The following is a 13,428-nucleotide window of genomic DNA, read 5'->3' as shown; positions in this document are numbered from 1 at the left end:
CCGCCCGCGGGTTTGTCGTACCCAAAAACAACTGCACTGCTTCACTCGCACACAATGATTCGAGGATACTTATGAGCTCGTCGTTGGATAACATCAAGAAACGAGAAGGCGGCTTGTCCCGGCAGCTGACGTCCCGCCAGCTGGGCATGATTGCCCTGGGCGGCGCCATCGGCACAGGTCTTTTCCTGGGCAGCAAGTTTGCCATCTCCTTTGCCGGCCCCAGCGTCATCATCAGCTATGTCATTGGCGGTTTGATTGCCCTCCTTCTCATGGGAGCCCTCTCGGAGATGACGGTTGCCCACGCGACCACCGGGTCCTTCGGCGCCTTCGCGGAGCACTACATCAGCCCGTTTGCCGGATTCATGATCAAGTACCTGTACTGGTCATGCATCGTGCTGGCGGTGGGAACGGAAGTCACTGCGGTAGGCGACTACATGCAGATGTGGTTCCCTTCGGTTCCGCCGATTGTTTGGGTCCTCGGATTCTCCGCGTTGCTCATCGGTGTCAACATGTTCAACGTCAAGGCCTTCGGCACCCTCGAATACTGGTTCTCCGCAACCAAGGTCTTCGCCATTGTGGGATTCATTGTTGTTGCCGCGGCACTGGTTTTTGGTGGATCGAACCCGGACTTCGGCATGCAGAACTACAACGCCGACGGCGGCTTCTTCCTGGGCGGTGCAAAGGGAGTGTGGTTTGCCGTCATTGTGGCGATTTTCTCCTACCTGAGCATCGAAATGATCGCGGTGGCTGCCGGCGAGGCCAAGGAGCCCGAGGTGGCGGTCAAGAAGGCCTTCAAGGTCACCTTGTTGCGCCTCTTCCTCTTCTACATCCTGACCCTCTCCTTGATTCTTGCCATCGCGCCGGTGGGCAAGATCCTTGAAGGCGGCAGTCCGTTTGTCACGGTCATGCAGGTCATCGGCATTCCCTACGCCGATTCCATCCTGAACTTCGTGGTCATCGTGGCGGCCTTGTCGGCCATGAACTCGCAGCTCTACATCTCCACCCGCATGATGTTTTCCCTCTCGCGCGGTGGCCACGCCCCGAGGGTGTTCGGAAAGGTGCGTAAGAACGGCGCCCCGGTCAATGCACTGCTGCTTTCGGCCGGAGGCATCGCCGTGGCGACGCTGATCTATGCCGCCAATCCCGAAACGGGATTCACCGTGATGATGGCCTTGTCCATGTTTGGTGCCATGGCCACGTGGATGCTGATCTTCGCCACCCACCTGTTTTTCCGTCGTCACCATAAGCGCAGCGGCGAGGAACTTTCCTACAAGCTGCCCTTCTATCCGCTGGGTTCGCTGCTGGGCGCATTGCTGATGGCGGCCCTTCTGGTCACCACGCTGTTTACCCAGGAATTCAAGATGACACTGATATTCGGCCTCCCTTTCGCGCTGGTGGTTGCGGCACTCTATTTCCTACTGCGCAAACGAATGGTCCCTGCCGAGGAGGAGCTCCGGGAAGCGGCTGCCGTGGGGGACTTGGCATAACTCACAAGTGATTTCCTGCTCCCGGTGAAGATGCCCGGCAACGCCGGACGGTACGCTGATGCGGCCTTCGCGCGGTGCCGGGCATTCTCGTCGGAAACGCGGGGGATCCAAGGGACAGGCGCTCCGATGCGCATAGAATCGTCCACGGTGTCCAACTCGAAAGGAACGATGTGGCGAAGCTGTACTTCCGCTATGGGGCAATGAATTCCGGCAAGTCCACGGGTCTTCTCCAGACCGCCTTCAACTATGAAGAGCGCGGACAGCGGGTCCTCTTGGCGAAGCCGGGGATCGATACGAAGGGCGACTCGGCAATAGTTTCCCGCCTGGGAATGAGCCGCGACGTGGATTTCCTCATCCCGCCGTCAGCGAATGCCCGGGAACTTTTTGCCACTAAAGTCGCCGGGGACGACCCGGATGCCCTGCTGCAGCACGTGGATGCGCCTCCGGTGGCGTGCCTGCTGGTTGACGAGGCCCAGTTCCTGACGCCGGAACAGGTCGATGACCTGTTCCGCATCGCCATCCTGGATAACGTCCCCGTGCTGGCCTACGGGATCCGCTCGGACTTCCGCACCCATGCGTTTCCCGGGTCGCGGCGCCTGCTGGAGATCGCGCACAGCCTTGAGGAACTCAAGACGATTTGCCGCTGCGGAAAGAAGGCGGTGTTCAACACCCGCCGGATCGGCACCGAGATCATTTTCGATGGAGACCAGGTGGCCATCGACGGGGACGAGGTTTGGTACGAATCCCTCTGCGGAGCTTGCTACCTGGAAGCTTCGAACGGGCGTCTGGGCAGCTAACCGGCGATGGGTTCCAGTGCCATCCCTCGCAGGATCACCCGAACACCGTAGTCGAAGGCCTCGTCGCCCCAGTCGGATGATGACTCGGACGGTTCGGTGCCTGCGGCCAATGCCAGCGCCTCCTGGTGTGCGCCGATCGACCCCAGCAAATGATTGACCAGCACGTGCCGGGCATAGGTGGCATCGCTCTCCGGGACGCCCGCGATCCGCAGGAAATCCAGGATCCAGCCCAACGGATCCAAGGACTCGGGACGCATGGATTGAGCAAGCTGCATGACCTCGGCCGAGTCCGGAACCGTGATCAGCGCGGTGCGCAGCTGGCGCAGCAGCGCGGCGATGGCCATCGGTGCCAACGCAGGGGTGGGGGATTCGGGGCGAGGCACCGCGTCCAGGAGCCTGGCGGCAACATCCACGAGCAGTTCCTGCTTGGACTTCACATGCCAATACAGCGCCCCGACCTGAACATCCAGTTCCCGTGCCAGCCGGCGCATGGACAGGTCGGCCAGGCCGAACTCCGAGAGCACGCCCACGGCGGCATCAATGAGTTGTTCACGCGTCAGGGCCATGGCTCCCAGTCTAGGCGGCACTCCAAGCAAGTCTGAATGTGGGCGCATTTCTTCGCGTCATCATCTGGAGCAGCTGCAGGCGGGAGGCGCAGTCGTCAAAAGACTTTTGGTCGATCCCTCGACGCAAGGGGCAAAGGCGGGGTTTGATGGGGGCATGAGTATGCAATTTCCTACACCAGAGGCCATGAAAGAGTTCCAGCGGCTCACCCGTGCCCTGCTTGGCGAGGGAGTGGCTGCCGGAAAGATGTTTGGCAAGGACGCCTTGAAGTACGAATCAAAGGCCATCGCCTGCCTTATCGAGGACACCATGGGATTCAAGGTGGGACGCGCGAGTGAAATCATGCGCAAGGCCCTGGAATATCCCGGTGCCGGCCTCTTCGACCCCTCGGGTCAGGGGCGGCCCTTCCGCGACTGGGTATCCGTTCCCGAAACATCGATCGAGCACTGGGAAACACTGGCACGCGCCGCATTGGCGGCGGCGGTCGAAGCAGAAGACGAGCCCAAGGAAGCATAAATCCACTCATTGATGCTGCATCGGGTAAACTCGTGACGTAAGAGCCCCTTACTGTTCTTCCTGATCCTGCTTGGGCCAATCGAAGAGCGAGGGGCATTTCTGCGCCCGGCACCGCCGGGACCCGGCATTTTTGCCGGCCGCGCTGAATCGAGCAAGGGGGAGGATCCCATGCCAGCAATCGTGATCGTCGGCGCCCAGTGGGGCGACGAAGGCAAGGGCAAGGCCACAGACCTTTTAGGTGGCCAGGTTGACTACGTTGTAAAGCCAAACGGCGGCAACAACGCAGGTCATACAGTTGTCGTTGGCGGTGAAAAGTATGAGCTCAAGCTCCTTCCCGCCGGTATTCTTTCGCCAAATGCCATCCCGATCATCGGCAACGGCTGTGTGGTCAACCTCGAGGCGCTCTTCGAAGAGATCGAGGGACTGGAGGCACGCGGTGCCGATACCTCGAAGCTGCGCGTCTCGGCCAACGCGCACCTGGTCGCCCCGTACCACCAGACCATGGACAAGGTCACCGAACGCTTCCTGGGCAAGCGCGCCATCGGCACCACCGGGCGCGGCATTGGCCCGGCCTACATGGACAAGATCGGGCGCCTGGGCATCCGCGTGCAGGACGTCTTTGACGAATCCATCCTGCGCCAGAAGGTCGAGGGCGCACTGCGCCAGAAGAACGAACTGCTGGTCAAGGTCTACAACCGCCGCAGCGTCGAGATCGACGAAATCGTCGAGTACTTCCTCTCCTACGCCGAGCGCCTGCGCCCGCTGGTCATCGATGCGACGCTCGAGCTGAACAATGCGCTGGACGCCGGCAAGGTCGTGCTCATGGAAGGCGGCCAAGCCACGTTCCTGGACGTGGACCACGGCACCTACCCGTTCGTGACGTCTTCGAACCCGACCGCCGGCGGCGCCTCGGTCGGCTCGGGCATCGGCCCAACCCGTATCAGCCGCTCGATCGGCATCATCAAGGCCTACACCACCCGCGTGGGTGCAGGGCCGTTCCCGACCGAGCTCTTTGACGACATGGGCGAATACTTGCAGAAGACCGGCGGGGAATTCGGCGTGAACACCGGCCGTCCGCGCCGTTGTGGCTGGTACGACGCAGTGTTGGCCCGCCACGCCTCGCGCGTGAACGGCTTCACCGACTACTTCGTCACCAAGCTCGACGTGCTGACCAACATCGAGAAGATCCCGGTGTGCGTGGCCTACGACGTTGACGGGGTGCGCCACGATGAGATGCCGATGACGCAGACCGACTTCCACCACGCCAAGCCCGTCTTCGAATACTTCGACGGCTGGACCGAGGACATCACCGGTGCCCGCACCCTCGATGACCTGCCGGAGAATGCACGCAACTACGTGCTGGCGCTCGAAGCCATAAGCGGGACCCGTTTCTCCGCCATCGGCGTGGGACCGGACCGTGAGCAGACGATCGTCCGTCACGATTTGATCAACGACTGACAGCGACGCGCTCGGGCGCGGTGTGGGGCAGGATGAATGACATTCACCTGGCCCGGCACCGCGCCCTTGCCGTGTCCGGGGCACGGATGCCGTCTTGACCTGCCTCGGGATGCCGAACCGTCCCCCTGTCGACCGTTTTGCCGTCACATTCTTCGGGTTGGGGCAAAAATCACTGCAGCTGACTCGCCGAGTTGGCGATTGTCGTTAGGCTGGGTGAAAGAACTCAGCGACGAAGGGAATCGCCATGAAGGTCAGCGTTGGTCAATTTGCCCCCACAGGGTCGGTCACCGACAACTTGGAAACCATGGAACGACTGGTTGCCAAGGCGAAGGCCGAGGCCGCCGACCTGGTGCTCTTTCCCGAAGAGGCCATGCTCGCCGTTTCGCAGGTGACGGGCCCGTTGAATGACGCCCTCGAAGGGAACTGGACCAAATTCGTCCAACAGCTTTCCTTCATGGCCGCCGAGCACAAGATTGCCATTGTGGCCGGGGGATACGAGCAAAGTGGCGACGAACTGCCCTACAACACCCTGGTGGTGCTCGGAGAGGATGGCGCGATCCTGGGGACCTACCGCAAGATCCACCTCTACGACGCATTCTCCTACCAGGAATCGAAGTCGATCAAGGCCGGAGATGTTGCCGAGGTCCCCGTCTTCGACATCGCCGGCATGAAGGTCGGGGTGTTCACCTGCTATGACCTGCGCTTCCCGGAAATCGCCCGGAGGCTGGTCAACGAGGGCGCCGAACTGTTGCTGGTGGCCGCCGCTTGGTTCAAGGGCGAGCACAAGATCGAGCATTGGGAAACCCTGTTGCGGGCACGCGCGATCGAGAACACGGTGTGGGTCGCGGCCGCCGGAACCAGCTCGAGCCACACCATCGGCCACTCCGCGATCCTGGATCCCATGGGTGTGCCGATCGAGTACCTGGGCGACGATGCCGAGGGCTTGGTGACGACCGATGTCACGCGCCGGCGCATCGACGAGGTGCGCGAGTTCCTGCCGGTGCTGGCCAACCGCAGGCTGTAGGAAAAGGAATGCCCGGGAGCCCGTGCGTGTGCCGTCCAGGCGCCCGCACGGGCTCCCTTTGCGTCTCCCGCGGGCAGTCTGAACCCGGCCGCCGAAGCGCCGGCCGCGACCCAACGAATTTCACAGTTCTGGGCATGTACGCTTCGGGTTCCGCCCACTACTATTGGTGCTCGATGTAACTCCAATTAGGCAGGATAGGGCAGTGGGCACCACCGACACGCAAATGAATGAAGCCATCATCGAGGAATGGGCCGAGGCAACGGCGCAGGCCTACAACGACTCATTGTCCGGCCTGGACCTGGCTCGTGTGCCGAAGGCTGTGCGGGCCTTCATTGAACTGTATGGGCAGAGCAAGGACATGACCTTCAACGCCGACTACTCACCGATCGACTACTTCGAGGAACACCCTGCCTCGGCGATCGGAATCATCCTCGACACCCCCGAGGCCCTGGAACTGTTGGACGACGACGAGGAAGAAGCGCTCGAGGACATCCTCGGCTTTGCCGAGGCCTGGGCGGAGTTCGATTCAAACCAGCAGCCGGACCTCGGGGTTTCCGAGGCCGACGACGAGGACGACACCGGGTGGTAATGAGAACCACGGGCCGCCCCTGAATGGCGGGTTGCCTACGGGAATCGCTCGGGCCGTCCCGCGGTTCCCTCCAATGGGAAGGGTCCGTGCCGGAAACCATGGGGTTTCGGGCACGGACCCTTCGCATGGGGCGGACTGTCTTGCTAGGCGAGCAGCTGGCGCTTGGAGGAGATGACGCCGGTGTTGAACCCGGCCAGGCGCAGCCCGCCGTGGAAGCGTGCGTGTTCGATCTTCACGCACCGGTCCATCACCACATTCAGGCCGTTGGCCTCGGCCTTGGCCGCGACCTCCTCGTGCCAGGAACCCAGTTGCAGCCACAGGGTCTTGGCTCCCACGGCGATCGACTCGTCCAGGACGCCGGGCAGGTCGTCGTGCTTGCGGAAGACCTCCACCAGGTCCGGTGTCTCCGGCAGGTCGGCCAGCGACTTGTAGACCGGCTGGCCCAGGATCTCATCGAGCACCGGGTTGACGAAGTAGACCTTGTACTTGGAGGAGGACAACAGGTAGGTCGCCACGAAGTAGCTGGCGCGCGAGGGCTTGTTGGAAGCGCCCACGATCGCGATCGACTTGGTGTTGCGCAGGATCTCGAGGCGTTCGGCCGCGTTCGGGCCTTCCCAGGTGCGGGTTTCCACGGCGTTGCTCATTACTTGGCTCCCGTCACGGCGGCCGCGCGGGCGGCGTCGATGGAGCAGGCTGCCCCGTCGTAGGCTTCCTCGGCCGGGGCGTCGGCCACCAGCTGCGAGGCGGTCAGGGCCTGGTCCAGGTCCCAGAGGATGTCATCGATGTCTTCCAGTCCCACCGAGAAGCGGATCAGGTCCTCGGGAACGCCTGCCGCAACCAGTTGGTCGGCGGAGAGCTGCTGGTGGGTGGTGGAAGCCGGGTGCAGCACCAGGGTGCGCACGTCCCCGACGTTGGCCAGGTGGCTGGCCAACTGCAATGCCTCGATGAAGGCACTGCCGGCGGCGCGGCCGCCCTTGACGCCGAAGCTGAACACGGAGCCGACGCCCAGGGGCAACAGCTCCTGGGCACGCTCGTAGTGCGGGTGGGAGGGCAGGCCTGCGTAGTTCACGTAGGAAATGCGCGGGTCGGCCTCCAGCCATGCGGCCACGGCCTTGGCATTGGCCAGGTGCGAGTCCATGCGCTGGGGCAGGGTCTCGACGCCCTGCAGCAGCTGGAACGCGGACTGTGCCGGCAGTGCCGGTCCGATGTCGCGCAGCTGCTCGCTGCGCAACTTGGTCAGGAAGCCGTACTCGCCGAAGTTGTCCCACCAGGAGACGTTGCCGTAGGAGGCCACGGGCTCGGTCATCGCGGGGAACTTGCCATTGCCCCAGTTGAAGGTGCCGGCCTCCACGACGATGCCGCCGAGGGTGGTGCCGTGGCCGCCGAGGAACTTGGTGGCGGAGTGGATGACGATGTCGGCACCGTGCTCGATCGGGCGCAACAGGTACGGAGGGGTGAGGGTCGAATCGACAACCAGCGGGAGGCCCGCGGCGTGGGCGACCTCGGCCAGGCCCCTGAGGTCGGCGACGTCGCCGGAAGGGTTGGCCACGACTTCGGTGTAGACGGCCTTGGTGTTTTCCTGGATGGCGGCGGCGAACTCGGCCGGATCCGTGGAGTCGATGAAGGTCGTCGACACCCCGAAGCGGCGCAGCGTCACGTCGAGCTGGGTGATGGTGCCGCCGTAGAGCTTGGAGGAGGCCACGATGTGGTCCCCAGCGCCTGCAAGTGCGGCGAAGGTGATGAATTCGGCTGCCATGCCCGAGCCGGTGGCCACCGCGCCGATGCCGCCTTCGAGGGAGGCGATGCGCTCCTCGAATGCCGCCACCGTCGGGTTGCCGATGCGGGAGTAGATGTTGCCGTACTTTTGCAGCGCAAAGAGGTTCGCGGCGTCGTCGGAATCCTTGAAGACAAACGACGTGGTCTGGTAGATCGGAACGGCGCGCGAGCCGTGCTCGGCGTCAGGGGTGCCGCCGGCGTGCAGCGCGCGCGTGCGGAATCCAAATTGGTGTTCGGCCATGAGGGTGGCTGACTCCTTGCGTATATGGCTGGGGCAGCCCTGGGTGCGGACTGTCCTCGCCTGTGGTGGGGCGGGTGGTGCTTCTCCCGGATGAATGCGGTGCCGAAGTGCCCTCGGGGAGGGGTTTCCCTGCGGGCGCATCGACACCCAAGATCGCTGGTGCGTTCTCCATCGTTTCTGGCGGTAGCACCTTGTCCACCGGAGTGTGGAAGGTTGCTGCGGCGTCGTAGAGCCAGATCTCTCGGCCGCTCGGGATGGGGGTCTGGGATCCATTGTGGCAAGAAAATTGCCTGTAGCCAAAGAATGTGTGCTTAGGTTGCGTCCGGGGGGATGGGAATCGAAGGATCTGCACCGGATCCCGGCGGCGTTCCTGCCGGGTTAGGCTTGTGGCCATGAGTGCAACCTTGGTTTTGGTCCGTCACGGTGAAACGGCATGGAATGCCGAAGGTCGACTTCAGGGTCAGACGGATATTCCGCTCAATGAGCTGGGACGTGAGCAGGCACGTGGCGCGGGCCGGGAACTGGTAACCCGCCACTGGGATGTACTGGTCTCATCGACGCTTGGCCGCGCAGCGGAAACGGCGGAACTCATCGGGTATGACCTGGGGTTGACGCTGACCGAAAAATTGGGCGGTCTCCAGGAACGCCACTACGGCAATGCCGAAGGCCGTGTGGTCCGCGACCTGCCCCGCGAGGAGATCGACCTCCTGCTGCACTCGGCAGAGCCCGAGGAAGACGTGGTGAAGCGCGGGATTTCCGCCCTCAGTGAGCTGGTGCTGCGTTACGAGGGCAAGAACATCATTGCCGTGGCCCACGGGACATTGATCCGACTGACTGTTGATGAGCTGCAGGGCGGCGTGCGAACCAAACCGCTGCGCAATGGCCAGATCGTCGAAGTGGACATCAGCCTGCTGCAGCGGCACCTGTCCGCCGCCGCACACTAGGAAATTCCGCCCTCCAACATGAACCACGTTGGCATGGCTGGAACCTCCTTGGCGACCCCCTGGCCTTGCGCGGCGAGGGCCGATGACCTCCATCCCGGCCATCCATGCTTCCGAGGTCACCTCCTGGAACCAGCCAGCTAGGCGTCGATCACCAGATCGGTCCGCGCGGTCGAGCAACACGGCAGGAACTTGCCGGCCTCGATCTCCCGTGCGCGGATCCCGCCTTGGTGGTTCATCTCAACATCACCGGAAAGCTTCACGATCTTGCACGAGCCGCACATGCCTTCCTGGCAGTTGGCGCCGATCCTGACTCCGGCTCGCTGGGCAATGCCGAGGATCTTCTCCTCGGGGTCGATGCGGACATTGATGCCGGTGCGCATGAAGGACAGGGTGAGGCTTCCGGTGCCGACGGTGTCGAATGCCGAAACGTCGGGGGCGGAGGGTTCCGCTGTTTCTGCCTCGGCGGCCGGAACCTCGGAATCGACGGGGCCTGGTTCGGCAAAGTCGGGATCGGCCGCCTGGAGCGGCAGTCCCGTGGCCTCCAGCGGGCCCTCGTCATCGTAGGCCGGTTCGTACATGCCCAGGGCGGAAGGCTGGCTTTCGTAGTAGTCCTCCGCCGAATCGGAGATTTCCTCCGCGATTTCCTCGGCAATCTCCTCCGCCAGGGCAACCTCTGTCTGGTATTCCAGGGTCGTCTCGCAGTCTCCGGAGAAGAATTCCATGTGGATGGAGGTGTCGTCGACGCCGACCGCGGCAAGCAGTTCGGACACGTTGTTCAGGTAGCCCTCGGGGCCGCAGGCGTAGACCTGGCGTCCGTTGGCATCTGGCGCCACCTCATCCAGCATCGCGGTGGACAGCCGTCCGGTGAGGCCTTCCCAGTCCGCGGGCGCGCTGCGGTCGCCCAGGGAGAAGTGGACGGTGACGCGCGAATCCACGGTGGCGATGTAGCCCAGTTCCTGGTGGAAGGCGAAGCCTCCAGGTGCGGCCCCGTGATAGAGCACCACCACGTCTGCCTGTCCGGGCAGCGAGTGGATGGTCCGCAGCATGGACATGATCGGGGTGATGCCGGAGCCCGCGGCCAGCAGGAGGTAGCGCGCCCGCCGGTCGGCGTCGGGCAGGTGGAAGGCGCCGACGGGTCCGAGCATCTCGAGCACCGTGCCGGGTCCGACGTTTTCGTGCACCCACGGCGAGACCCGGCCGGCCGGGTCGCGCTTCACCGTGATGTCGAAGGTCCACGGTTTCGTGGGCGAACTGGACAGGGAGTAGCTGCGGTCGATCGGGTCCCCGCCCTCGCCGTTCACGGGGAAGGCGATGTTCACGTATTGACCCGGGCGGAACGCGAGGGGCGCGCCGTCTGCGCGGCGGAACACGAAGGTCAGCATTCCACCGACTTCCGGAACAATCTCGACGCATTCGGCCAGGAACTCCTGCGGGTGCCAGGGGCCCAGGGCGCGCGCGGCACTGGCCGGTCCCTCGGTGCTGCCCAGCACGCGGTTCCACGGCATTTCCAGGCCGCGGATGCGCTGTGGCTCCTGGTGGGGCGCGGTAATGGTCGTGGTCGTGGTCTCGGTCATGATTGTGGGCTCGGTCGTGGTCATGGTCACGACAGGTGTTCCTGCACGCGCTGGATGTACCAGTTGATGAATGCCTCGACCTGGTATTCGCTTTTCATATACGGGCCGGGTTCGTAGGCGGGGCTGCCGGCTCCCTTTTGGCAGAGTTCGACGAATTCCTTGTCCTGCAGGTTGGTCTGCTTCCAGGTGTGCGTGAGTTTCTCCAGGTCGTAGTCGTCGCCTTCCACGGCATCGTCGGCGACCAGCCAGGTGGTGCGCACCAGGGTTTGGTGCTCGTTGACGGGGAACACTGCGAAGGTGATGACGTGGTCGCCGAGGAAGTGGAACCAGCTGTTGGGTTGCAGGTGCATCGAGCAGCGGCCGAGGCGGAAGTCGCGCAGGTCCCCGAGCAGCTTCTTGGAGAGTCGGTGTCCGTCGGGGGAGAACGATTCGCCGTCGCCGTCGAGGGACTCGCGCGAGATGCGGATGCCAGCCACCCGGGTGTCTAGCTCCTCAACGACCTCGTAGGGAATGCCGTAGCGCCGGCAGCGGGCTTCGAGCGCGGCCTGCGCCTCGGTGTTGCGGTCCCACACCTCCTCGAGGTGCGGTGGGATCAGGCCCTCGGTCAAACCCCAGGTGGGGAACAGGGAACAGGCCAGTTCCGGGTGCCCGTCGCAGTGGTAGCACTCCCGGTTGTTCTCCATGACGAGCTTCCAGTTGCCCTCCTCGATGATGTTCTGCTGGTAGGCGACCTTTGCCTTCGAGAGGTCGTGCGGGGCCAGGTAGGGCTCGAAGATCTTCGCAGTTTCGTCGAAGTCGGCCGGCGGTTCCTCGGCCATGCAGACGAAGATGAGGCCGGCGTATTCGCGGCTGTGGGCGCGCTTGAGCCCGAAGCAGCCCTTGTCGAACTTCGTTTCCCCGGGTGCGGAAGCGTGGATCAGGTCTCCGCTGGGGGCGTAGGTCCAGGAGTGGTAGCCGCACACCAGGTTCCCCGTGGTTCCGGTGGACTCGGTCAACACGCGCGCGCCGCGGTGGCGGCACACGTTGTGCAGGACGTTCACGCCGCCCTCGTCGTTGCGCAGCACGATCAGGGAGTAGGGCCCGTAGTCGACGGTCACATAGTCGCCCGGTTCCGGGAGCTCGGCGACGCTCGCGGCAAAGAGCCAGTGTTCGCCGAAAATGGCCTGCATGTCGATCTTGAAGATCGCCGGATCGGTGTAGAAGGGCGCGTCAAGGGAATGGCCTTCGCGGCGGAAGTCGAACAACTCGGTGATCTCGGCCAGCTGCTCCGCAGGCAATGACGAAGCGAGCTTGCCGCGTGAAGACAGGGGCACGTTCACTGATGCAGACATGTGTTTACTCCTCGGGGGAATGGGGCGGGCATGCGGGCCGGGGTCCCGGTTGGTGATCCAGGTCACCGAAATGCCGGAAACTTCTTACTCACGAGGGTATGGATCGATGCCCTGCAATAAAAGCGCAAGATTTTGGGGATAATGATGCAGAATAGGTGCATGATCGATCCGCGACTCACCACGCTCAGAGTGTTTGCCCGGACCGGCACCGTCGGGGCAACCGCGGAACTCACCGGATATTCGCCCTCAGCGGTGTCGGCACAGTTGCGTGAGCTGCAGCGCGTGTTGGGCATGGAGCTGCTGGCGAAGGAAGGGCGGGGCGTGCGCCTGACGGCCACCGGCAGGTTCCTCGTGACGGGCTCCGACGTGTTGATGACGGAATGGGAGCGGCTGCGGGCCGCGGCGCTCCAGGCCGGCGACCAGGTACAGTCCCACTTCGGGCTGGGCGGCTTTTCCACCGCGGCTGCCCAGCTGCTCGCGCCGCTGGCCGCCACCCTGCGTACGGCACGTCCCTCGGTGGACGTCCAGGTGCTCGAGGCGAATCCGGCACGTTGCTTCGACCTGCTGGTCGCCGAACGAATCGACCTGGCGGTCATCGTGGCCATGCAGTCCCAGACCCATGTTGAGGAAGATCCGCGCTTCGAGCAGACCACGCTGCTCAACGATCCCCTCGACGTGATCCTCCCCTCCGACCACCCGCTGGCAACGCGGGCAACGGTAACGCTCGAAGAGCTGGCGACCGAACCCTGGATCACCGAAGCCCCGGGTTCCACCTATCATTCCCTGTTCACTGCGGCGTTTACGGCCGTCGGAGTCACGCCGAGAATTGCCCACGAGGCCGTTGAGTGGGAAACCCAGATCGCCTTCGTCGGAGCTGGCCTTGGAGTTGGACTGCTGCCGCGCCTGGCGACCTTGGGAAACGCGGAAAACGTGACCCGACTGCCCATCTCGGGCCGCGGAAAACCGTCGCGCAGGATTGTCGCGGCGGTGCGCAAAGGCAGCCTCGGCTCACCGCTGATCAAGGAATCGCTCGGGATCCTGCAGGGCAGGGCGAAGCGAATCCTCACCGAACGGCTGGATGGGGAAGGGTGAAGCCGCGCGATCGCGGCGTTCGCGCCCGGGGGCAC

Annotated in this window: 13 protein-coding genes and 1 riboswitch; of the genes, 8 read left to right on the top strand and 5 right to left on the bottom strand. The window is 63.7% G+C overall.

All coding sequences use genetic code 11. From position 1 onward, the window contains the following. Nucleotides 1-71: 71 nt before the first annotated feature. Both Q2T94_RS05570 and Q2T94_RS05565 read left to right on the top strand, forming a co-directional pair. Nucleotides 72-1,487 (top strand): amino acid permease, encoded by a 1,416-nt coding sequence (locus tag Q2T94_RS05570; protein WP_302263198.1) that lies wholly within the window; start codon nt 72-74, stop codon nt 1,485-1,487. Between the two features lie 170 nt (nt 1,488-1,657). Then, nucleotides 1,658-2,284 (top strand): thymidine kinase, encoded by a 627-nt coding sequence (locus Q2T94_RS05565; protein ID WP_264269818.1) that lies wholly within the window; start codon nt 1,658-1,660, stop codon nt 2,282-2,284. On the opposite strand, the gene Q2T94_RS05560 is transcribed toward Q2T94_RS05565, so the two are convergent. Further along, entirely contained in the window at nt 2,281-2,850 is a 570-nt protein-coding gene (locus Q2T94_RS05560; protein WP_302263197.1) for a TetR family transcriptional regulator, read from the bottom strand. The two genes, Q2T94_RS05565 and Q2T94_RS05560, sit on opposite strands and share 4 nt — an antisense overlap. A gap of 154 nt (nt 2,851-3,004) precedes the next feature. On the opposite strand from Q2T94_RS05560, the gene Q2T94_RS05555 reads away from it, so the two are divergent. From Q2T94_RS05555 to Q2T94_RS05540, 4 genes are all read left to right on the top strand, one after another. Then, the gene (locus Q2T94_RS05555) at nt 3,005-3,364 is read left to right on the top strand and encodes a hypothetical protein (protein ID WP_302263196.1); all 360 of its coding nucleotides are present in this window, start codon (nt 3,005-3,007) and stop codon (nt 3,362-3,364) included. Nucleotides 3,365-3,532: 168 nt separating this feature from the next. Beyond that, on the top strand, nt 3,533-4,822 hold the full coding sequence (locus tag Q2T94_RS05550) for an adenylosuccinate synthase (protein WP_264269821.1): 1,290 nt from the start codon (nt 3,533-3,535) through the stop codon (nt 4,820-4,822). 244 nt (nt 4,823-5,066) lie between these two features. Beyond that, nucleotides 5,067-5,846, top strand: coding sequence for a carbon-nitrogen hydrolase family protein (locus tag Q2T94_RS05545; RefSeq protein WP_302263195.1), 780 nt, complete (start codon nt 5,067-5,069; stop codon nt 5,844-5,846). A 202-nt stretch (nt 5,847-6,048) separates the two neighbouring features. Then, a complete protein-coding gene (locus Q2T94_RS05540) occupies nt 6,049-6,435 on the top strand; it encodes a hypothetical protein (RefSeq protein ID WP_264269823.1) in 387 nt (128 codons plus the stop codon). A 143-nt stretch (nt 6,436-6,578) separates the two neighbouring features. Here Q2T94_RS05540 and Q2T94_RS05535 read toward each other — a convergent pair whose 3' ends face one another. Both Q2T94_RS05535 and Q2T94_RS05530 read right to left on the bottom strand, forming a co-directional pair. Beyond that, entirely contained in the window at nt 6,579-7,079 is a 501-nt protein-coding gene (locus Q2T94_RS05535; protein WP_264269824.1) for a CoA-binding protein, read from the bottom strand. Beyond that, nucleotides 7,079-8,452: an O-acetylhomoserine aminocarboxypropyltransferase/cysteine synthase family protein gene (locus tag Q2T94_RS05530; protein ID WP_264269825.1), complete on the bottom strand. Its 1,374-nt coding sequence runs from the start codon at nt 8,450-8,452 to the stop codon at nt 7,079-7,081. The genes Q2T94_RS05535 and Q2T94_RS05530 overlap by 1 nt, the downstream gene beginning before the upstream one ends. 165 nt (nt 8,453-8,617) lie before the next feature. Then, nucleotides 8,618-8,713: riboswitch (SAM riboswitch) on the bottom strand. A gap of 131 nt (nt 8,714-8,844) precedes the next feature. Here Q2T94_RS05530 and Q2T94_RS05525 point away from each other — a divergent pair. Continuing rightward, nucleotides 8,845-9,396: a histidine phosphatase family protein gene (locus tag Q2T94_RS05525; protein ID WP_302263194.1), complete on the top strand. Its 552-nt coding sequence runs from the start codon at nt 8,845-8,847 to the stop codon at nt 9,394-9,396. Nucleotides 9,397-9,533: 137 nt separating this feature from the next. Here Q2T94_RS05525 and Q2T94_RS05520 read toward each other — a convergent pair whose 3' ends face one another. Next, a complete protein-coding gene (locus Q2T94_RS05520) occupies nt 9,534-10,970 on the bottom strand; it encodes a ferredoxin reductase (RefSeq protein WP_302263371.1) in 1,437 nt (478 codons plus the stop codon). 26 nt (nt 10,971-10,996) lie between these two features. Further along, nucleotides 10,997-12,301: an aromatic ring-hydroxylating oxygenase subunit alpha gene (locus tag Q2T94_RS05515; protein WP_302263192.1), complete on the bottom strand. Its 1,305-nt coding sequence runs from the start codon at nt 12,299-12,301 to the stop codon at nt 10,997-10,999. A gap of 159 nt (nt 12,302-12,460) precedes the next feature. Between Q2T94_RS05515 and Q2T94_RS05510 the strand changes: the two genes are divergently transcribed. After that, nucleotides 12,461-13,393: a LysR family transcriptional regulator gene (locus tag Q2T94_RS05510; RefSeq protein WP_302263191.1), complete on the top strand. Its 933-nt coding sequence runs from the start codon at nt 12,461-12,463 to the stop codon at nt 13,391-13,393. Nucleotides 13,394-13,428: the final 35 nt, after the last annotated feature.

This window comes from Paeniglutamicibacter sulfureus (assembly GCF_030512175.1).
GTDB lineage: Bacteria > Actinomycetota > Actinomycetes > Actinomycetales > Micrococcaceae > Paeniglutamicibacter > Paeniglutamicibacter sulfureus.
Note: the sequence above shows the minus strand (reverse complement) of the source record. Positions and strands in the feature narration are given on the sequence as shown.

What these genes read in the sequence shown, in the direction of transcription:
- Q2T94_RS05570 (WP_302263198.1), top strand. Translation starts at nt 72, where the DNA reads ATGAGCTCGTCGTTGGATAACATCAAGAAACGAGAAGGCGGCTTGTCC.
- Q2T94_RS05560 (WP_302263197.1), bottom strand. Translation starts at nt 2,850, where the DNA reads ATGGCCCTGACGCGTGAACAACTCATTGATGCCGCCGTGGGCGTGCTC.
- Q2T94_RS05555 (WP_302263196.1), top strand. Translation starts at nt 3,005, where the DNA reads ATGAGTATGCAATTTCCTACACCAGAGGCCATGAAAGAGTTCCAGCGG.
- Q2T94_RS05550 (WP_264269821.1), top strand. Translation starts at nt 3,533, where the DNA reads ATGCCAGCAATCGTGATCGTCGGCGCCCAGTGGGGCGACGAAGGCAAG.
- Q2T94_RS05545 (WP_302263195.1), top strand. Translation starts at nt 5,067, where the DNA reads ATGAAGGTCAGCGTTGGTCAATTTGCCCCCACAGGGTCGGTCACCGAC.
- Q2T94_RS05535 (WP_264269824.1), bottom strand. Translation starts at nt 7,079, where the DNA reads ATGAGCAACGCCGTGGAAACCCGCACCTGGGAAGGCCCGAACGCGGCC.
- Q2T94_RS05530 (WP_264269825.1), bottom strand. Translation starts at nt 8,452, where the DNA reads ATGGCCGAACACCAATTTGGATTCCGCACGCGCGCGCTGCACGCCGGC.
- Q2T94_RS05525 (WP_302263194.1), top strand. Translation starts at nt 8,845, where the DNA reads ATGAGTGCAACCTTGGTTTTGGTCCGTCACGGTGAAACGGCATGGAAT.
- Q2T94_RS05520 (WP_302263371.1), bottom strand. Translation starts at nt 10,970, where the DNA reads ATGACCGAGACCACGACCACGACCATTACCGCGCCCCACCAGGAGCCA.
- Q2T94_RS05515 (WP_302263192.1), bottom strand. Translation starts at nt 12,301, where the DNA reads ATGTCTGCATCAGTGAACGTGCCCCTGTCTTCACGCGGCAAGCTCGCT.
- Q2T94_RS05510 (WP_302263191.1), top strand. Translation starts at nt 12,461, where the DNA reads ATGATCGATCCGCGACTCACCACGCTCAGAGTGTTTGCCCGGACCGGC.